This is a genomic window from Nocardioides pacificus (genome assembly GCF_054775955.1).
This window is the reverse complement of record NZ_BAAHCI010000015.1, coordinates 858831-876915: the sequence shown is the minus strand read 5'-3', so window position 1 is coordinate 876915 and position 18085 is coordinate 858831. Positions and strand designations below refer to the sequence as shown.

20 protein-coding genes are annotated in these 18085 nt (G+C 71.8%); 6 read left to right on the top strand and 14 right to left on the bottom strand.

The genetic code is table 11. The features are described from left to right. Window positions 1-167: 167 nt before the first annotated feature. Together meaB and ACYU7L_RS22695 are read right to left on the bottom strand one after the other, a co-directional pair. Entirely contained in the window at window positions 168-1160 is a 993-nt protein-coding gene (gene meaB, locus ACYU7L_RS22700; RefSeq protein ID WP_460801373.1) for a methylmalonyl Co-A mutase-associated GTPase MeaB, read from the bottom strand. Beyond that, on the bottom strand, window positions 1161-2348 hold the full coding sequence (locus ACYU7L_RS22695; RefSeq protein ID WP_460801371.1) for an acetyl-CoA C-acetyltransferase: 1188 nt from the start codon (window positions 2346-2348) through the stop codon (window positions 1161-1163). A 215-nt stretch (window positions 2349-2563) separates the two neighbouring features. Between ACYU7L_RS22695 and mce the strand changes: the two genes are divergently transcribed. Next, complete coding sequence (gene mce, locus ACYU7L_RS22690; protein ID WP_460801369.1) at window positions 2564-3016, top strand: methylmalonyl-CoA epimerase; 453 nt, start codon at window positions 2564-2566, stop codon at window positions 3014-3016. A gap of 46 nt (window positions 3017-3062) precedes the next feature. On the opposite strand, the gene ACYU7L_RS22685 is transcribed toward mce, so the two are convergent. From ACYU7L_RS22685 to ACYU7L_RS22675, 3 genes are all read right to left on the bottom strand, one after another. Then, complete coding sequence (locus ACYU7L_RS22685; protein WP_460801367.1) at window positions 3063-3959, bottom strand: 5-oxoprolinase subunit C family protein; 897 nt, start codon at window positions 3957-3959, stop codon at window positions 3063-3065. 68 nt (window positions 3960-4027) lie between these two features. Further along, window positions 4028-4696, bottom strand: a complete 669-nt coding sequence (locus ACYU7L_RS22680) for a 5-oxoprolinase subunit B family protein (RefSeq protein WP_460801747.1) — start codon at window positions 4694-4696, stop codon at window positions 4028-4030. 18 nt (window positions 4697-4714) lie between these two features. Then, window positions 4715-5479: a LamB/YcsF family protein gene (locus ACYU7L_RS22675; RefSeq protein WP_460801365.1), complete on the bottom strand. Its 765-nt coding sequence runs from the start codon at window positions 5477-5479 to the stop codon at window positions 4715-4717. Window positions 5480-5652: 173 nt separating this feature from the next. On the opposite strand from ACYU7L_RS22675, the gene ccrA reads away from it, so the two are divergent. Together ccrA and ACYU7L_RS22665 are read left to right on the top strand one after the other, a co-directional pair. Next, on the top strand, window positions 5653-6990 hold the full coding sequence (gene ccrA / locus ACYU7L_RS22670; protein ID WP_460801361.1) for a crotonyl-CoA carboxylase/reductase: 1338 nt from the start codon (window positions 5653-5655) through the stop codon (window positions 6988-6990). Between the two features lie 164 nt (window positions 6991-7154). Then, window positions 7155-8504: a hypothetical protein gene (locus tag ACYU7L_RS22665; protein WP_460801359.1), complete on the top strand. Its 1350-nt coding sequence runs from the start codon at window positions 7155-7157 to the stop codon at window positions 8502-8504. Between the two features lie 58 nt (window positions 8505-8562). On the opposite strand, the gene ACYU7L_RS22660 is transcribed toward ACYU7L_RS22665, so the two are convergent. Next, on the bottom strand, window positions 8563-8685 hold the full coding sequence (locus ACYU7L_RS22660; RefSeq protein ID WP_460801356.1) for a hypothetical protein: 123 nt from the start codon (window positions 8683-8685) through the stop codon (window positions 8563-8565). On the opposite strand from ACYU7L_RS22660, the gene ACYU7L_RS22655 reads away from it, so the two are divergent. Next, entirely contained in the window at window positions 8663-9607 is a 945-nt protein-coding gene (locus ACYU7L_RS22655; RefSeq protein ID WP_460801354.1) for an AI-2E family transporter, read from the top strand. The genes ACYU7L_RS22660 and ACYU7L_RS22655 overlap by 23 nt on opposite strands. Here ACYU7L_RS22655 and ACYU7L_RS22650 read toward each other — a convergent pair. After that, window positions 9585-10595, bottom strand: coding sequence for an EamA family transporter (locus ACYU7L_RS22650; RefSeq protein WP_460801351.1), 1011 nt, complete (start codon window positions 10593-10595; stop codon window positions 9585-9587). The two genes, ACYU7L_RS22655 and ACYU7L_RS22650, sit on opposite strands and share 23 nt — an antisense overlap. Window positions 10596-10634: 39 nt before the next feature. Between ACYU7L_RS22650 and ACYU7L_RS22645 the strand changes: the two genes are divergently transcribed. Next, entirely contained in the window at window positions 10635-11228 is a 594-nt protein-coding gene (locus tag ACYU7L_RS22645; protein WP_460801349.1) for a CGNR zinc finger domain-containing protein, read from the top strand. On the opposite strand, the gene ACYU7L_RS22640 is transcribed toward ACYU7L_RS22645, so the two are convergent. The 4 genes from ACYU7L_RS22640 to ACYU7L_RS22625 form a co-directional block, all read right to left on the bottom strand. Beyond that, the gene (locus tag ACYU7L_RS22640) at window positions 11189-11587 is read right to left on the bottom strand and encodes a hypothetical protein (RefSeq protein ID WP_460801347.1); all 399 of its coding nucleotides are present in this window, start codon (window positions 11585-11587) and stop codon (window positions 11189-11191) included. The genes ACYU7L_RS22645 and ACYU7L_RS22640 overlap by 40 nt on opposite strands. Continuing rightward, window positions 11574-11768, bottom strand: a complete 195-nt coding sequence (locus ACYU7L_RS22635; RefSeq protein WP_460801345.1) for a helix-turn-helix transcriptional regulator — start codon at window positions 11766-11768, stop codon at window positions 11574-11576. The genes ACYU7L_RS22640 and ACYU7L_RS22635 overlap by 14 nt, the downstream gene beginning before the upstream one ends. Window positions 11769-11840: 72 nt before the next feature. Beyond that, entirely contained in the window at window positions 11841-12629 is a 789-nt protein-coding gene (locus ACYU7L_RS22630; RefSeq protein ID WP_460801342.1) for an endo alpha-1,4 polygalactosaminidase, read from the bottom strand. A 4-nt stretch (window positions 12630-12633) separates the two neighbouring features. Then, the gene (locus ACYU7L_RS22625) at window positions 12634-13632 is read right to left on the bottom strand and encodes a helix-turn-helix transcriptional regulator (protein ID WP_460801340.1); all 999 of its coding nucleotides are present in this window, start codon (window positions 13630-13632) and stop codon (window positions 12634-12636) included. A gap of 61 nt (window positions 13633-13693) precedes the next feature. Between ACYU7L_RS22625 and ACYU7L_RS22620 the strand changes: the two genes are divergently transcribed. Continuing rightward, on the top strand, window positions 13694-14284 hold the full coding sequence (locus tag ACYU7L_RS22620) for a DinB family protein (RefSeq protein ID WP_460801338.1): 591 nt from the start codon (window positions 13694-13696) through the stop codon (window positions 14282-14284). Between the two features lie 10 nt (window positions 14285-14294). Here ACYU7L_RS22620 and ACYU7L_RS22615 read toward each other — a convergent pair whose 3' ends face one another. From ACYU7L_RS22615 to ACYU7L_RS22605, 3 genes are all read right to left on the bottom strand, one after another. Further along, window positions 14295-14531 (bottom strand): hypothetical protein, encoded by a 237-nt coding sequence (locus ACYU7L_RS22615; RefSeq protein ID WP_460801336.1) that lies wholly within the window; start codon window positions 14529-14531, stop codon window positions 14295-14297. A gap of 56 nt (window positions 14532-14587) precedes the next feature. Then, entirely contained in the window at window positions 14588-16390 is a 1803-nt protein-coding gene (locus tag ACYU7L_RS22610) for a 3-hydroxyacyl-CoA dehydrogenase family protein (RefSeq protein WP_460801334.1), read from the bottom strand. A gap of 91 nt (window positions 16391-16481) precedes the next feature. After that, window positions 16482-18035: an alanine/glycine:cation symporter family protein gene (locus tag ACYU7L_RS22605; protein WP_460801332.1), complete on the bottom strand. Its 1554-nt coding sequence runs from the start codon at window positions 18033-18035 to the stop codon at window positions 16482-16484. Window positions 18036-18085: the final 50 nt, after the last annotated feature.

Below are 18085 nucleotides of genomic sequence, written 5' to 3'. Positions count from 1 at the left end.
TCGAGCGTCGGGTCGCGAGACTCGTCGCGACCCGACGCGTCGGGAGACTTCTCGAGGGTGTTCACCGGGGTCCAATCAAGTTAGGCTCACCTAACTATCGCACGGGCCGGACCTCCTCGCACGACCCCCCGGGGAACGACGCCCCCGGGCGCGTCACACCAGCGGCGCTACTCCGCGTAGGACGCGAGCAGCTCGTCGGCCGCCGCGTAGGGATCGCTCTCCCCCGCCGCGACCCGGGCCGCGAGGTCGTCGAGCTCGCTGCGACCTCCGACGTCGCCCCAGCGCTCGCGCAGGGCGGTGACGGCGATCGTCTCGATCTCGTGGCGCGCCCGCGCCGTACGACGACGCGCGAGCTCGCCGCTCTCGGCGAGCCAGGCGTGGTGCCGCTCGATCTCGGCGACAACCTCCTCGACGCCCTCGCCCTTGGCTGCCACGGTCTTGACGATGGGCGGCTTCCAGGCGCCCTCGCGGTGGGCGGAGAGCGAGACCATCGAGCGGATCTCGCGCCGCAGCTGGTCGGCACCGTCGCGGTCGGCCTTGTTGACCACGAAGAGGTCGCCGATCTCGAGGATCCCGGCCTTGGCGGCCTGGATCCCGTCGCCCATGCCCGGGGCCAGCAGCACGAGCGTGGTGTCGGCCTGGCCGGCGATCTCCACCTCGCTCTGACCGACACCGACGGTCTCGACGAGGATCACGTCGCAGCCCGCCGCGTCGAGCACGCGCATCGCCTGCGGAGCGGCCCACGAGAGCCCGCCCAGGTGACCGCGCGAGGCCATCGAGCGGATGTAGACCTCCGGGTCGAGGGCGTGGTCCTGCATCCGCACCCGGTCGCCCAGCAGGGCTCCGCCGGTGAACGGCGAGGAGGGGTCGACGGCGAGCACTCCCACGCGCTTGCCGGCACGGCGCAGCTCGGTGACGAGCGCGCTCGTGGAGGTCGACTTGCCCACGCCGGGCGAGCCGGTGATCCCGACGATCTGGGCGTTGCCGGTGTGCGGAGCGAGAGCCGCCATCACCTCGCGGAGCAGCGGCGAGGCATCCTCGACGAGCGAGATGAGTCGGGCGACGGCGCGGGGCTCACCGTTGCGGGCGCGGGAGACGAGGTCGGGGACCGACGCCGCACCGCGGCGCCGGCCCCCGAGGGACTCGTTGCGAGAGCTCACTCAGGCCTTCGGCACGCGCACGATCAGCGCGTCGCCCTGTCCGCCACCGCCGCACAGCGCGGCCGCGCCGAGGCCCCCGCCGCGACGCTGCAGCTCCAGCGCCAGGTGCAGCACGATCCGGGCGCCGGACATGCCGACCGGGTGACCGAGCGCGATGGCCCCGCCGTTGACGTTGACCTTCTCCTCGTCGACGCCGAGATCACGCGCGGAGGCGATGCCGACGGCGGCGAACGCCTCGTTGATCTCGAACAGGTCGATGTCCTGGACCGAGACGCCCTCCTTCTCGGCAGCCTTGGCGATCGCCGAGGACGGCTGCAGCTGCAGCGTCGAGTCCGGGCCGGCGACCTGGCCGGAGGCGCCGATCTCGGCGAGCCACTCCAGACCCAGCTCCTCGGCCTTGGCCTTGCTCATCACGACCACGGCGCAGGCGCCGTCGGAGATCTGCGAGGAGGAGCCCGCGGTGATCGTGCCCTCCTTGGCGAAGGCGGCGCGCAGCTTGCCCAGCGACTCGGCCGTGGTGTCGCCACGGACGCCCTCGTCGGCGGTGACCTGGGTCTCGCCGCCGCGGCCCTTGATGGTGACCGGCACGATCTCGTTGTCGAAGACGCCGTTCTTGGCGGCGGCCGCGGCCAGCTCGTGGCTGCGCGCGGAGAAGATGTCCTGCTCCTCGCGGGTGAGCATCGCCGAGGCGGCGTTGCACTCCTCGGTGAGGATGCCCATCGCCTGGTTGGTGAACTGGTCGTAGAGCGCGTCGTAGGCCATCGAGTCGACGAGCGACACGTCTCCGTACTTGAAGCCCTCGCGGGACTTGGGCAGCACGTGCGGAGCGTTGGTCATCGACTCCATGCCGCCGGCGACGATGATGTCGTGCTCGCCGGCACGGATCAGCTGGTCGGCCAGCGCGATGGCGTTGATGCCCGACAGGCAGACCTTGTTGATGGTCAGCGAGGGGACGTTCATCGGGATGCCGCCCTTGACGGCCGCCTGGCGAGCGGTGATCTGGCCGGCACCGGCCTGGATGACGTGACCCATGATCACGTACTCCACCTGGTCGCCGGTGACACCGGCCTTCTCGAGGGCGCCAGCGATGGCGACGCCTCCCAGGTCGGCGGCCGACTGGCTCTTGAGGCCGCCCAGCAGGCGTCCGATGGGGGTGCGCGCCCCCGCGACGATGACGGATCCGGACATGGTGCCTCCCTGGCAACAGGTTCACTTTTCCCGGCCCACAAGTCACGGACCGGTCACACCGGGCGACGATACCCATGAGTAGCCGACTCCGGGGAGGGGTCCGCCGCACGGGTGGACTGTAGCGCTCGTCACAATCCCGGGCGAGTCGAAAGACCTCTCACCACGTCGCGAAAGGCCCTCCTGCCCCTAGCGCCCCGCACCGTACGATGAGGGCCATGACCGCCCCGCTGGAGATCCCCGAGCACCTGTTCACCTGCATCGACCACGTCGGCATCGCCGTGCCCGACCTGGACGAGGCCATCGCGATGTATCGCGACAAGTTCGGCATGCACGTGGTCCACCAGGAGGTGAACGAGGCCCAGGGCGTCCGCGAGGCGATGGTGGCCGTCGGCGACTCCGGCTCCTGCATCCAGCTGCTGGCCCCGCTCAACGACGAGTCCACGATCGCGAAGTTCCTCGACCGCTCGGGCCCCGGCCTGCAGCAGCTCGCCTACCGCGTCACCGACGTGGAGCAGGTCTCCGCGATCCTGCGCGAGCGCGGCCTGCGCCTGCTGTACGACGCACCGCGCCGCGGCACGTCGGACTCCCGGATCAACTTCGTCCACCCCAAGGACGCCGGCGGCGTGCTCGTCGAGCTCGTCGAGCCGGCCAAGGTGCCCGCGCACTGACCTACCACTCACTGGCCCACCACTGACGGTCCCCCCTCGGGGGCGTCTACCGACCCCGCGCCCAGGTGAAGCGAACCTGCTCACCTGGGCGCACCTGTGCCGCCCGGTCGACGTCCTCGTCGACCACCACCGCCACCACCGGGTAGCCGCCCGTGACGGGGTGGTCGGCGAGGAACACCACCGGCTCCCCGCTCGGCGGGACCTGGACCGCCCCACGCAGGGCTCCCTCGCTGGCCAGGGGCGCGACCCCCTCCGCCGGGGTGATCGCGCCACCCAGCAGCCTCATGCCGACGCGATCCGAGTGCGCCCCGGCGGTCCACGTCACCGCGGTCAGTGCGTCGAGGTCGACGACCCGATCATGGCGAGGCCCGGCGACGACCCGCAGGAGCACGTCCTCGTCACGACCCGACACCGGCACCTCGTCGAGCACGGGGTGTCCGGGAGGCGGGGCTCCGACCGGCAGCACGTCGCCCGGCGCCACCGGCGCCGGCCCGAGCCCCGCCAGCACGTCGTGGCTGCGCGACCCGAGCACCGGCGGCACGTCGAGGCCCCCACGCACGGCGACGTAGGAGCGCAACCCTCGAGGCGGCGTCCCCAGTCTCAGCACCGCCCCGGGCGGCACCGGCACGACGCGGTTCGACCCGACCGCCCGTCCGTCCACGCTCACCGGGGCCGGCGCCCCGGTCACGCAGACCCACGCCCACTGCTCGGCGACGAGCACCTCGAGGCCACCGAGCACCACCTCCAGCGCGGCCGCTCCGGGCGGGTTGGCCAGCATCCGGTTGCCCAGCAGGTACGACGCGCGATCGGCCGCCCCGCTGCGACCCACCCCGATGGCCGCCTGCCCTGGTCGGCCCAGGTCCTGGACCAGGCACAGCCCGCCCACGCTGCGCACCACCAGCCGGGGCCGGGCGCCACGCCGACCCGTCACTGGCTCGACCACTTCCGCGGTGTGTCGCGGAGGCGGTGACGGCTCACGCTCCTGTCGGACGGCCCGCTCCAGGTCCCGAGTCATGACGCGACCACGAAGCGGACGGTGACCCCGGGCCGCAGCAGGGCCGGTGGCTCGCGGTCCGCGTCCCACATCTGTGCGGTCGTCGAGCCGATCAGCTGCCAGCCGCCCGGCGAGGCCCGCGGGTAGACGCCGCTGTAGTCGTCGGCCAGGGCCACCGCCCCCGCGGGGACCCGCGTGCGGGGGCTGTCGCGGCGTGGCACCCGCAGCCTGGCGTCACCGCCGACGAGGTAGCCGAAGCCCGGCGCGAACCCTCCGAAAGCGACCCGCCACGGGGTGCCGGTGTGGGCGCGGACCACGTCCGCCTCGTCCAGGCCGGTCAACCGGGCCACGTCGGCCAGGTCGGGTCCGTCGTACCGGACGGGAATCTGCACCTCGTCGGCCGGGACGCCGGTCGAGACGCCGATCGAGACGCCGGGGGCCGTCGCCGCGGACACCCTCGCCAGAGCGTCGCCGAGGTCCGCCCGCAGCCGTACGACGGACGCGCCCTCCGCCGCGACCACCAGCACGGTGACGCTGGCCGGGACCACGTCGCCGATGCTGGCCGGGCGCGCACCCATCAGGGCGTCCACCAGGGCGAGCACCGCACCGGTGTCCTCGAGCTCGACCAGCACCGCGCGGTCGCCGTACGCCAGCAGTCGCGCCGGGAGCCCGCCGGTCACCGACATCTCCACCACGTCACAGGCTCACACGAAGGACTCCACGTCGACGCCCGCGAGGGCCAGCTCCTCGCGGATCCGCCCGGCCATCCGCATCGCGTCCGGAGAGTCGCCGTGCACGCAGACCGACTCCGCACTGACGCTCAGAGTGGTGCCGTCGACGGCGTCCACGACCCCCTCGGTCACCATCCGCACCACGCGTCGGGCCACCACCTCGGGGTCCGTCAGCACGGCCCCCGGCTCACGGCGCGGCACCAGCGTGCCCTGGGCCGTGTAGCCGCGATCGGCGAAGACCTCCTGCACGGCGCGCAGCCCGGCTGCCTCGACGGCGGCCAGCAGCGCGCTGCCGGGCAGCCCGAGCACGGGCAGCGTGGGGTCCCAGGCACGGACCGCCGCGACGACGGCGTCGGCCTGCTCCTGGTGGTGGGCGACGGCGTTGTACAGCGCCCCGTGCGGCTTGACGTAGCGGACCCGGGTGCCGGCCGCACGGGCCATCGCCTCGAGAGCGCCGATCTGGTAGAGCACGTCGGCGGTCAGCTCGGCGGGCTCCATGTCGATGAAGCGCCGCCCGAAGCCGGCGAGGTCGCGATAGCCGACCTGCGCCCCGACGACGACCCCCTGGGCGACGGCGTGCGAGCAGGTCGTGTGCAGCGTGACCGGATCGCCGGCGTGAAAGCCGCAGGCCACGTTGGCACTGCTCACCAGCGCGAGCAGGGCCTCGTCGTCGCCCAGCACCCAGCGCCCGAAGGACTCCCCGACGTCGCTGTTGAGGTCGACACGGGCCGCGCTCACGGTTCTCCCAGGGGTTCGATTCGGGCCTCCGGTCCGGGCCGGGCCGGGCCCGCGCAGCGTAGGAGTTGCGAGGACCGTCCCGCAAGATAGATCACACGGGGCTGACACCGGTCTCTACTCATGAGTAGATTCCGCACCACTTGCCGCAGCCCCGCCTCGACACAGGAGTATTCGTGAAGCAGATCCTCGACGCCATCCTCGCCGGAGACACCAGCTCGGAGGACTTCGCAGCCCTGCCGCTCCCGGAGTCCTACCGAGCCGTGACGGTCCACAAGGACGAGGTCGACATGTTCGAGGGGGTCGCCACCCGCGACAAGGACCCCCGCAAGTCCCTCCACCTCGACGACGTCGCGCTCCCCGAGCTCGGTCCGGGCGAGGCGTACGTCGCCGTGATGGCCTCGGCGATCAACTACAACACCGTGTGGACCTCGATCTTCGAGCCGGTCTCGACGTTCGGCTTCCTGGAGCGCTACGGCCGCCTGTCCGAGCTGACCAAGCGCCACGACCTGCCCTACCACGTGGTCGGCTCCGACCTGTCCGGCGTGGTGCTCAAGACGGGCCCGGGCGTGACCAGGTGGAAGCCCGGCACCGAGGTCGTCGCCCACTGCCTCTCGGTCGAGCTCGAGGACCCCGACGGCCACAACGACACGATGCTCGACCCGCAGCAGCGGATCTGGGGCTTCGAGACCAACTTCGGCGGCCTCGCCGAGATCGCGCTGGTCAAGTCCAACCAGCTGATGCCCAAGCCGGCCCACCTGACCTGGGAGGAGGCCGCCTCCCCCGGGCTGGTCAACTCCACGGCCTACCGCCAGCTGGTCTCCAAGAACGGCGGCGCGATGAAGCAGGGCGACAACGTCCTGGTCTGGGGCGCCTCCGGCGGACTCGGCGGCTTCGCCACGCAGTACGCCCTCAACGGCGGCGCCACCCCGATCTGCGTGGTCTCGAACGAGGAGAAGGCCGCCATCGCCCGCAGCATGGGCGCGGAGCTGATCATCAACCGCTCCGAGGAGAACTACCAGTTCTGGAAGGACGAGCACACCCAGGACCCCAAGGAGTGGAAGCGCTTCGGCGCCAAGATCCGTGAGCTCACCGGCGGCGAGGACATCGACATCGTCTTCGAGCACCCCGGCCGCGAGACCTTCGGCGCGAGCGTCTACGTCACCCGCAAGGGCGGCACGATCACCACCTGCGCGTCGACGACGGGCTACATGCACGAGTACGACAACCGCTACCTGTGGATGAACCTCAAGCGGATCATCTCCTCGCACTTCGCCAACTACCGCGAGTCGTGGGAGGCCAACCGCCTCATCGCCAAGGGCATGATCCACCCGACCCTGTCGCAGACCTACGGCCTCGACCAGGTCGGCCAGGCGGCCCTCGACGTCCACCAGAACGCCCACCAGGGCAAGGTCGGCGTCCTGTGCCTGGCCCCCGAGGAGGGCCTCGGCGTGCGCGACGAGGAGATGCGCAGCCGCCACCTGACCGAGATCAACCGCTTCCGCGGCGTCTGATCCCGGCCGAGATCGAGCGGGGGCTGAGAGCCTCCTGAATTTCCCGCCCCGGTTCGCAGGACGCCTGCGAGCCGGGGTGGGTTGTTCACCGGGAATGCGCGACACTGGACCCGCACCCCCGCCGCCGGGAAATGCCCGCACCGCCAGGAAGAGGAAGCCACGTCATGAGCAACCAGGGTCTGTCCATCTTCGACGAGGAGCCGGGGTCCACGGACGCGTCCGTCGACGACCAGCCGACCCAGCAGCTGCCAGCGGTGGAGGACCGGAAGGCGGCGGCGAGCAGGCCCTCCCCAACAGGCTCGGCCCAGGCGGGCTCGGCCCCGAAGAGCCCGAAGCAGCCGGGCCAGCGGAGCCCTGCTCCGGCCCGGGGCCCCGCCCCGACTCAGGCCCCGACTCAGGCCCCGGTTCAGGCGCAGGTTCAGCCGCAGGCCACCCAGCGGCCCGCCGCGCCGTCGCAGCCCGCAGCACCGCAGCAGCAGCAGCGCGCGGCGATGCCGCGGCCCGCGACCTCCGCCGTCTCGGTGGGCAGCCTCCCCGTCGTGCGCCGTGGCGGCTACGACCGCCAGGCGGTCGACACGCGCCTGCAGGAGCTCCTCGGCGAGCGGGCTGCGCTGTCGGGCGATCTGGCCGACTCCCAGCGCAGGCTGGCCGACCTCGAGTCCGAGGTCGAGCGCCTGCGCACCGAGCTCGACGAGAACAAGAACCCCTCCTACGCCGGCCTCGGTGGCCGGGCCAGCGCCATGCTCCGCCTGGCCGAGGAGGAGGCGGCTGACGTGCGCACCTCCGCCGAGCGCGACGCCGCGGAGATCCGTGAGCAGGCCAGCCGCGACGCCAAGGCGATCCGGGCGGACGCCAGCCGCGAGGCCGAGGACATGCGCATCGTCCAGCTCAAGGACCTCGAGGAGAGCCGCACCCGCATCCTCGCCGACGCCGAGCAGGAGCGGACGCTGGCCCGCGCCGAGGCCGAGGACACGCTGGCGTCGGCTCGGCGCGAGGCCGACCAGCTCCGACTGGCCGCCCAGCAAGAGGCCAACGACCTGCGCACCTCCGCCACGCGCGAGTCCGAGCAGGCCCGCGCCGCCGCCGACCGCGAGGTCCAGGAGGCGCGCCGCACGCTGGCCGTCGAGAAGGAGCGCCTCGCCCGCGAGGCCACCGACCACCACAACAGCGCGACCGCGGAGACCAAGCGCCTCGTCGATGAGGCCGAGCAGCGCGCGACCGCCGCCGAGGAGCGTGCCCGCGAGGCCAACGCCCAGGCGAGCGCCCAGCGTCAGCAGGCCCAGACCGAGTCCGAGGCTCTGGTCAGCCGGGCCCGGCGCGAGGCCGAGCAGATCGTGGCCTCTGCCCGCACCCAGGCCGAGTCGATCACCGCCAGTGGCGACGCCGAGGCCGAGCGGGAGCTCGCCGCGATCCGCGCCGAGGTCGAGCGGATGTCCAAGCGCCGCGACGCCATCGCCGCCCAGCTCGGCGCCCTGCGCGACGTCGTCGCCGGGTTCGCCGAGGACGAGTCCTGACCGAGGGACCACCTCCGAGACGGGGACGGGGACGAGCCGGCCGCCCCGCCGCGCCCGCTCAGGGGCGGCCGCTGCTCTCCCACTCGCCCTTCACGATCGGCTTCTTCGGCGCCTTGGGCGCGATGCTCGCCATCTGGCTGTGCTCCCAGCTGGCCTCGGTGAGCTCGAGCCTCGTGCTCATCGTGGTCGCGGCCTTCCTGGCGGCCGGGCTCAACCCCTGGGTGGAGCTGCTCATCCAGCACGGGGGCCTGGCGCGGCCCTGGGCGGTGACGGTCGTGATCGCCTTCGTGATGCTCGGGCTCACGCTCTTCCTGCTCGCGCTGGTGCCGGTGATCACCGAGCAGGTCACCCAGCTCACCAAGAACGCGCCGCAGTGGCTCGACCAGCTCCAGCACAACCAGCGCGTCGAGGAGCTCGACGCGCGCTACGGGATCATCGACCGCGCCAAGGACTACATCGCGGACGGCAACTTCGCCTCCGCCGCGTTCGGCGGGGCGCTGGGCTTCGGCATCGCAGTGGTCTCCGCCCTCTTCAACGCGTTCATCATCACCGCGTTGACGCTCTACTTCCTCGCCTCCCTGCCTCAGCTCAAGGCCGCGCTCTACCGGCTCGCGCCGGCAAGCCGGCGTCCCCGCGTGACCGCACTCGGCGACGAGATCCTCGGCAACGTCGGCGCCTACGTCTCCGGTGCCTTCATCGTCGCGCTGACGGCCGGGGTGAGCTCCCTGATCTTCCTGTTCGTGATCGGGCTGGGCGAGTACGCCGTGGCGCTGGCGTTCGTCGTCGCCCTGCTCGACGTGATCCCGATGATCGGAGCCACCCTGGGCGCCGTCATCGTCAGCGCGATCGGACTGGCCAACGACCCCAAGATCGGCCTCGCCTGCGTCGTGTTCTACGTGATCTACCAGCAGGTCGAGAACTACGTCATCTATCCCCGGATCATGTCGCGCTCGGTCGACGTCCCCGGCGCGGTCATCGTGGTCGCTGCGCTCGTGGGCGCCGGCCTGCTGGGGGTGGTGGGAGCGCTGCTGGCGATCCCCACCGCAGCGGCCATCCTGCTGCTCATGCGCGAGGTCGTCGTCAGGCGCCAGGACGCGCGCTGACGTCCGGGTCCAGGCCCAGGGACTCGACAGCCACGGCCTCGGGGTCCCCCACCGCCACGTCGCGCTCGCCCATCTTCACGACCACGACACCAGCGAGGATCAGCACGCCACCGAGCAGCTGCACCACGCGCGGCAGCTCGTCGAGCAGCAGCCAGGCGATCAGCAGGGCGCACACCACCTCGGTGAGTGCGACGAACGACGCCAGCCGCGATCCCAGGCGACGGCTGGCGCCGATCCCAGAGGTGTAGGCGAGCGCTGCAGAGACCAGCCCCAGCCCCACCAGCGGGACCCACCAGGGCGCCGAGCCCACGGCGTACGACACGTCGTCGGTGGAGGCGACCATCGGCACCAGGCCCAGCAGGCCGGCCACGGACAGCGCGACCGCGCCGACCAGCAGTCCCCCTCCGGCGAGCACCAGCGGCGGGAGGCCGTTGTCCTCGTCGGCCGAGATCACGAAGTAGGTCGCCGCACCCACCATCGCCCCCAGCGCCCACAGCACCCCGCTCACGCTCAGGTCGGCCCCCGACAGCAGGTCGAGCACCAGGAACAGTCCGGCGGAGGCGATGACCGCACCAACCACGGTCAGCACCCCCGGACGCTGGCCGTGGCGGGCCCACAGCCACAGCACGACGGCCACGGGCGCGGTGTACTCGATCAGCAGGGCCACGCCCACCTGGAGCTCGGCGACGGCGTAGAAGTAGCAGAGCTGACAGCCCGCCACGGCGACCAGCCCGTACGTCGCGACGAGGCCCGCGTTGCGCCGCAGCAGACCCCAGCGGCCCCGTAGGACCACCAGCGCGGGCCCGGCCAGCACCAGCGCACCGAGCGACACCCGGACCGTCACTGCCGCCCCGGCCGACCAGCCGGCGTCCAGCAGCCCGCGCGCCAGTGCTCCCGACGTACCGAACGAGGCGGCGGACAGCAGCGCCAGCAGGAGCCCGGCCCCGAGCCGTGAGGCAGGCGGAGCGTCATGGGCGATCGTCGTCATGACTGATGACGCTAGGCGGCCGACCTGTAACGTGTCAACGTGACTTTCACCCATGACACCGAGGTCTCGCTCCTCGCTGCCGTGACGCTGGTCAACACGGCGTGCGACCCGGACACCCTGGAGGACGTGGCAGCGCTCGACGCGTTCTACGAGCGGTTCGACTACACCGGCCGACACCACCGGGACCTCACCGAGCTCGAGCAGGTGCGCGCCCTGCGTCCGGCACTGCGCGAGCTGCTCACGAGCGACCGCGACAGGGCCGCGGGCCTCGTCAACCGGATGCTCGCGGACGCCGGCGCCCTGCCCCAGCTGGTCCGACACGACGACTGGGACTGGCACCTGCACGCCGTCGACCCCGACAGCCCGCTGCCGACGCGGATCGTCGTCGAGACCGCGATGGCGATGATCGACGTGATCCGGGCCGACGAGACCTCACGCCTGGGCGTCTGCGCCGACGAGGACTGCGACGGCCTGGTCCTGGACCTCTCCCGCAACCGCTCCCGCCGCTTCTGCAGCACCGCCTGCGGCAACCGGGCCGCGGTCGCGGCCTACCGCGCACGGCGGTCGCCCCAGCGTCCGACCCAGCGTCCGGGTCAGCGCCGGGCGCGCAGCCAGAGCAGCGAGCCCACGTAGACCACGCCGCCCAGGGCGCCGAGCTGGTAGTACGGCGAGCCGTCCCGGCCCTGCGCCAGCTCGATCACGAACATCGCCAGCGCGGCCAGCAGCACGCTCATCCCGGCCGCCAGCGCGGCCGACCGGTCGATCTCGTTGATCCGCTCGTCGGTCCGCTCCCGCAGCCCGGCAGCGGTCTCGCTGAAGCGGGTGGCCACGAGGAAGGCGACCCCCGCGGCGAGCATGAGCACGAGGCCGAAGACCCCGAAACCCAGGTCGTCGCCCAGCAGGCCGGCGGCGAGGTAGGCACACCCGGCCAGCAGGGCGACCCCTGGGACGGCCCAGCGGGTCAGGGGCGCAGAGCTCTCACGAATCGACATCGAACACCTCTTCCACGGTCGTGCCGAAGAACCGGGCCACGGTGATGGCCAACGGCAGCGACGGCAGGTAGCGACCTGTCTCGATCGAGTTCACGGTCTGCCGCGAGACGCCGAGCTCGTGCCCGAGGTCCGCCTGCGACAGCCCTCGGGCGGTCCGCAGCTGTTTCACGGCGTTCTTCATGTGACAAGCATGCTTGACATTGCGACGGAGTGTCAAGGTCGCTTGACATCGTTGCGGCACGACCTCGACCGCTCAGCAGAAGCGCCGCAGCCCGCCGCGCGCCAGCGCCCGGTCCCGCAGCAGCACCGGCACCTGCGCACCCCACTGTCGGCAGGTACGACGGAAGTCGGCGCGCGCATACTCCACGACCAGCACCCGCGCGCCGTACGCCCGCACGTAGGCGCCACACTCGCGCCAGCGCCCGCACGACTCGGCGATCGCGAAGTCGAAGCCCAGGGAGGTCCCGTCCAGCTCCGCCCAGTTCTTCTGGGCGACCTCCAGACCGGCGGCGTGAGCGCGGGCGACGAGCGCTCGCGCGAAGGCCTTCGCGTGCCGCGGGCGGAGCAGGCCTCGGCTGCGGGTGAACGAGTCGAGGTTGTCGAGCTCGACAGCGTCGAAGCCGTCCGCCGCGCAGCCGTCGATCCACCGGCCCACCACCCGGGTCAGCGCCGCGCGCTTAGCCGCGGTCCGCAGGTCGAGCAGCCACTCCCCCCAGCCCTCGTCGACGACCGGCCGGCCCCGGTCCTTGAGCACCAGCCGCCAGTGTCGCTCGCGCCACAGCCGGCGCTCCCCGGGCTGGGTCTGGAACGCGTTGACGTAGCAGACGTTCCACGCACCGGGCAGCGGCGACGCCTCGCGGTCGCGCACCACGATGCCGACCTGCGCCGGCACCGCGCGGGCGCCGCCGAGCTGGTAGTCCCACGCCGCCCCCTCCGGGGGGCCCGAGGCCGTCGCGGGCACGGCCAGCAGCAGGAGCGCCAGCAGGAGCGGCGCGACGAGCAGCCGTCCGGCGGGCCGAGGGTCACGGTCACGAGAGCGCACCCGCTCAGTCTGCCCGCTCGTCTGCCCGCTCGGTCCCGCTGCCGGCCCCGTCTTGAATCTGGGCGGCGCCCAGCAGGCGGCCGGCCAGGTCGCGCAGCGCCTCACGCAGCTCAGGCGGATCGAGCACCTCGAAGTCGACGCCGAGCCAGGCCAGGTGCATCGCCAACGACTCGAGGCTCTCCGCACCCACCTCCAGCAGGCAGCTCGTGTCGTCGAGGGCCGTCACCGTCCCGGCCTGCGGGGACACTCGCTCACGCACCTCCTCGGCCGGCGCCGCCAGCCGCACCCGCGCCTGCCACCGGTAGGGGCCGTGAGCCACGGACCGCTGGACGTACGCCGCCGGGTCGGGATGCTCGCGAGGACGGAAGCGCCACGTCGTGGGCTGCACGGCACTCATCCGGTCGAGACGGAAGGTCCGCCAGTCGTCGCGCTCGACGTCCCAGGCCATCAGATACCAGCGCCGCCCGGCCGCCACCATCCGGACCGGCTCCACGGTCCGCTCGGACGCGGCGCCGGCACGTGCGGCGTACCCGAAGCGGACGCGCACGGCGTCCCGGCACGCGCGAGCCAGCGTCAGCAGCGCCTCGCCGTCGACCTCGATCGCGGTCCCGCTCAGCGTGACCGTCGCGTCCCGGATCGCCCGCACCTCCGAGCGCAGCCGCGGCGGCATCACCTGGTCGAGCTTGGCCAGCGTGCGCAGCGCCGCCTCGCTCGCGCCCGCCACGGTCCCCCCGGCGGCCAGTCGGAGGGAGACCGCCACTGCGACCGCCTCCTCGTCGTCGAGCAGCAGCGGCGGCAACGCCCGGCCCGCTCCGAGCTGGTAGCCGCCCCCTACTCCCTGGGTGGCGTTGACGGGGTAGCCCAGCTCTCGCAGCCGCTCGACGTCGCGCCGGATGCAGCGAGTGGTCACACCGAGCCGCTCGGCAAGCTCGGGACCGGTCCACACCGGCCGAGACTGCAGCAGGGAGAGCATCGTCAGCACGCGCTGCGTGGTGTCGGCCATGGCCCCAGCATGTCAGAGGTAGCGGACCGGATCTGTCCTGTTTCGGGTGCAGAGTGGAGGCATGACCACGACGCCCCACCCCCGGGACCTGCGGGCCCCACTGACCTGGAACACCCTGCTCCTCGACCAGATCGACGTCCACTGGCGCACCCAGCTGCGCCCCCGACTGAAGGGGCTCTCCGACGCGGAGTACTTCTGGGAGCCGGCCCCCGGCGCCTGGAGCGTCCGGCCCCGCGGCACCGGCACCGCTCCCGTCCAGGGGGGCTCAGGAGCCTTCACGATCGACTTCGCCTTCCCGGAGCCGGAGCCGCCGCCGGTGACGACGATCTCCTGGCGCCTGGCGCACGTGATCGTGGGCGTGCTCGCGCTCCGCAACCACGCGCACTTCGCGGGGCCTGCGGCCGACTACCAGTCGTTCGACTACGCCGGGACCGCCGATGAGGCGCTGGCCCAGCTGGACCGCGAGTACGCCGCCTGGACCGCGGGTGTGCGCGGCCTCGGCGAGGACGACCTGGCGCGCCCCTGCGGCGAGGCCGAAGGCCCCTGGGCCGAGCACCCGATGGCCGAGCTGGTCCTGCACATCCACCGCGAGCTCATCCACCACGGCGCCGAGATCGCGCTGCTGCGCGACCTCCACCGCGCCACCAGGTAGTCGCCCGGATTCAGCGTCGGCGACGCGAGCGCCAGCAGTGGTTGTGCCAGTGCCGACGCTCGTCGACGCCGGTGCCGTCGAAGCTCGTCAGCAGAGAGGCGACCACCGGCCACGCCACGGTGTGTGGCGTGGCCGGTGGGATGCCCTGGTGGCAGCCGGGACAGCGGTAGGGCCGGGTCGAGGCGGAGCCGCTGACGGCGCGTACTTCGTACTGCTCGCCGTCCCAGCTCTCGAACCTCGTCGCCACGCCACCAGTCTGCCTGCTCACGCAACCGGCCCACTCAACGGCCGGTCGCCCGGGGCTCAGCGAGCGCTGTAGTCCCGGAAGCCGCGCTTGGTCTTGCGACCGAGGTAGCCGGCGGTGACCAGGTGCTCGAGCAGCGGGGCCGGCGCATAGCCGGGCTCGCGGAACTCGAGGTAGAGCTCACGCTGGATGGCCAGCGACACGTCGTTGCCGACGACGTCGAGCAGCTCGAACGGCCCCATGGGCAGTGCACAGCCCTGCTTCATCGCGACGTCGATGTCGTCTGCCGACGCGTAGTGGGCGTCGAGCATCTTGACCGCGTCGTTGAGGTAGGGGAACAGCAGCGCGTTGACGATGAAGCCGGCGCGGTCGCTGCACGAGACGGCGACCTTGCCGACCTTGGCGCACAGCGCGAGCACGGTCTCGGCGACCTCGTCGTCCGTGGACACCGTGGAGACGACCTCGACGAGCTTCATGATCGTCGCCGGGTTGAAGAAGTGCATCCCGATGACGTCCTGGGGACGCTTGGTCACCTTGGCCATCGAGATGATCGGCAGGCTCGAGGTGGTCGTCGCGAGGATGGCGCCGGGCTTGCAGATCTCGTCGAGGTTCTCGAAGAGCGTCGTCTTGATCGAGAGGTCCTCCGCGATCGCCTCGACCACGAGGTCGACGGACTTGAGGTCGTCGAGGCTGGTCGTGCCGGAGACCCGGGCCAGGACCTCGCTCTTCGCCTCCTCGGTGCTCTTGCCGCGCTGGATCTGCTTGTCGAAGTTGCGGGTGATCGTGGAGACCACGCCGTCGACCTTGGCCTGCGAGCGGCCGACGAACAGCACGTCGTACCCGCTCTTGGCGAAGACCTCGACGATGCCGGCCGCCATGGTGCCCGTGCCGACCACGCCCACCAACTTGATGTCGCGCTTGAGCTGCGGCGCCGAGTCTGCCGAGGGCGTCTTGTCGTCGGCGACCACGACGGGGCTGGCCGGCGCCTCGTAGGTGTAGAAGCCGCGACCGGTCTTGCGGCCGAGCATGCCGGCAGTGACCATCTGCTTGAGGATCGGAGCGGGCGCGTGCAGCCGGTCGCGGCCCTGCTTGTACATCGTGTCGAGGATCTCGTAGGCAGTGTCGAGACCGATCAGGTCCAGCAGCGCCAGCGGACCCATCGGGTAGCCGCAGCCGTAGCGCATGCTCGCGTCGATGTCCTCGCGGGTGGCGTACTTGCCCTCATACATGCGCACGGCGTGGTTGAGGTAGCCGAAGAGCAGCGTGTTGGCGATGAAGCCGGCCTTGTCGCCGCAGACCACCGGGTTCTTGCCGAGGCCCTCGACCAGCTGCTGCACGTCCGAGAGGACGGCCGGCTCGGTGACGACGGTGCGGACGATCTCGACGAGGTTCTGGACCGGGGCGGGGTTGAAGAAGTGGACGCCGATGACCCGGCCGGGGCTGGCGTTGGCGGTGGAGATCTCGGTGACAGAGAGGGACGAGGTGTTGGTCGCGAGGATCGCCTCGGGGGAGACGATCTCGTCGAGCTGGGAGAAGAGCTCCTTCTTGACGTCGAGCGACTCGACTACCGCCTCGACCACGAGGTCGGCGGGGGCCAGGTCCTTCAGCTCGGTGGTCAGGGAGATCCGGTCGAGCAGCGCCTGGGCGTCCTCCTCGCTCAGCTTGCCGCGCTTGACGGCGCGGGAGGTGGAGGCCTCGAGGTGCTGACGGCCGCGGGCGATGCCGTCCTCGTCACGCTCGACGCCGACGACGGTGTAGCCGTTGCGGGAGAAGACCTCGGCGATGCCGGCACCCATGGTGCCCAGGCCGATCACGCCGATGGTTCGGAACTCGCGCTGGCTCTCAGTGGGGGTGCTGGTCATGGCGGGATCATGGCACGTAACTACCCTCCGGTAACAGTGACCTGGACCACGGGGCGAATTGTGCGCACCGCCCGGGTCGCAGCGGGCGCCCTCAGTGCGCCCGCTCCTCCTGGGGCACGACCTCGACCTCACCGCTGCGCAGACCCGCCCGGAAGCTGCGCATCTCCTCGCGCACCTTGGGCAGCAGCAGGTAACAGGCCAGCAGGTTGGGGATCGCGCACAGGAACAACATCGCGTCGGCGAAGCTGAGCACCGCATCGACCGTCATCACGGTGCCGATCACCGTGCACATGCAGAAGAACGCCTTGAAGATCAGCTCGCTGCGGGCACTGCGCCCGAAGATCGTCGTCCAGGCCTTCATCGTGTAGTAGGCCCAGGTGATCAGCGTCGAGAAGGCGAAGAGCGCGACTGCGAAGGCGAGCAGCACCGGGAACTGCGGCAGGAACGTCTCGAACGCCCGGGAGGTCACCACGACTCCGTCGGGCTCGTCCCCCGTCGCGGCCACCGTGTCGCGCGCCTCGCCGTAGAACGCGGTGTCGGCGATCACGATCGTCAGGGCCGTCATCGTGCAGACGACGACCGTGTCGATGAAGGGCTCGAGCATCGACACGAAGCCCTCGCTCACAGGGTGACGGGTCTTGGCCGCGGCATGGGCCGTGGGCGCCGAGCCGACACCGGCCTCGTTGGAGAAGGCCGCCCGCTGGAAGCCGATGATCAGCACCCCGATCACGCCGCCGGAGACACCCTCGGGATCGAATGCCCCGCCCACGATGTCCGCGACGGCGTCCGGCAGGCTGGTGATGTTGAAGAGGATGACCAGCGAGCAGCTCGCCAGGTAGACCATGGCCATGGCCGGCACCAGCTTGGCGGTCACCTGGCCGATGGAGGTGATCCCTCCCAGGATGACCGCCCCCACCAGGGCTGCCAGGATCACGCCGAAGAAGAGCGCCGACCCGGACGTCCCGAGGTAGCCGTCGTCGCCTCCGGTCACCTCGCGGGCCTGGGCGAAGGTCTGGTTGGCCTGGAACATGTTGCCGCCGATGGCGCCGAACAGCAGCAGCGCGATCGCGAAGAAGACCGTGAGCCCCCGCGAGACCCCGCTGCCGAACCGCTCGAAGGCCACCGGCAGGTAGCGGAAGGGCCCGCCGGTCACGGTGCCGTCCTCGTGCACCTCGCGGTACTTCACCCCGAGCGTGCACTCGACGAACTTCGTCGCCATGCCCAGCACGCCCGCGATGACCATCCAGAACGTCGCCCCGGGACCGCCGACCGTGACGGCGACCCCGACGCCGGCGATGTTGCCGAGCCCGACGGTCCCGGACACGGCGGAGGTGAGCGCCTGGAAGTGCGTCACCTCCCCGGGGTCGGACTGACGTGAGTAGCGGCCGCGCACCAGCGCGAGGGCGGTCCGGATGCCGGTGACCTGCACTCCCCCGAGCGCCACGGTGAAGATGGCGGCGGCGGCCACCAGCCAGAACACGATGAAGGGGATCTCGGTCCCGAGGACGCTGGGGGCGTAGAAGACCACCGATCCGACGGCGTCGGCCACCGGCTCGAAGACCCGGTTGATGGCCTCCTCCGTGTCGGCCAGCCACTGCCAGCTGGTCGCTTCCTCCGCCGCGCGCACGTCCCGAGTGGTCGTCATGCGACCCCACCCCATCAAGCCGGCGCAGCCAGCGCAAGAGTGTCGGGCCG

Bases quoted from the DNA above. Each gene is read 5' to 3' on its own strand.
- ACYU7L_RS22610 (WP_460801334.1), bottom strand. From the start codon at position 16,390: ATGACCAGCACCCCCACTGAGAGCCAGCGCGAGTTCCGAACCATCGGC.
- ACYU7L_RS22660 (WP_460801356.1), bottom strand. From the start codon at position 8,685: ATGAGCACGAGGCTCGAGCTCACCGAGGCCAGCTGGGAGCACAGCCAG.
- ACYU7L_RS22605 (WP_460801332.1), bottom strand. From the start codon at position 18,035: ATGACGACCACTCGGGACGTGCGCGCGGCGGAGGAAGCGACCAGCTGG.
- ACYU7L_RS22625 (WP_460801340.1), bottom strand. From the start codon at position 13,632: ATGGCCGACACCACGCAGCGCGTGCTGACGATGCTCTCCCTGCTGCAG.
- ACYU7L_RS22620 (WP_460801338.1), top strand. From the start codon at position 13,694: ATGACCACGACGCCCCACCCCCGGGACCTGCGGGCCCCACTGACCTGG.
- ACYU7L_RS22650 (WP_460801351.1), bottom strand. From the start codon at position 10,595: ATGACGACGATCGCCCATGACGCTCCGCCTGCCTCACGGCTCGGGGCC.
- ACYU7L_RS22640 (WP_460801347.1), bottom strand. From the start codon at position 11,587: ATGTCGATTCGTGAGAGCTCTGCGCCCCTGACCCGCTGGGCCGTCCCA.
- ACYU7L_RS22680 (WP_460801747.1), bottom strand. From the start codon at position 4,696: ATGTCGGTGACCGGCGGGCTCCCGGCGCGACTGCTGGCGTACGGCGAC.
- ACYU7L_RS22695 (WP_460801371.1), bottom strand. From the start codon at position 2,348: ATGTCCGGATCCGTCATCGTCGCGGGGGCGCGCACCCCCATCGGACGC.
- mce (WP_460801369.1), top strand. From the start codon at position 2,564: ATGACCGCCCCGCTGGAGATCCCCGAGCACCTGTTCACCTGCATCGAC.
- ACYU7L_RS22635 (WP_460801345.1), bottom strand. From the start codon at position 11,768: ATGAAGAACGCCGTGAAACAGCTGCGGACCGCCCGAGGGCTGTCGCAG.
- ACYU7L_RS22665 (WP_460801359.1), top strand. From the start codon at position 7,155: ATGAGCAACCAGGGTCTGTCCATCTTCGACGAGGAGCCGGGGTCCACG.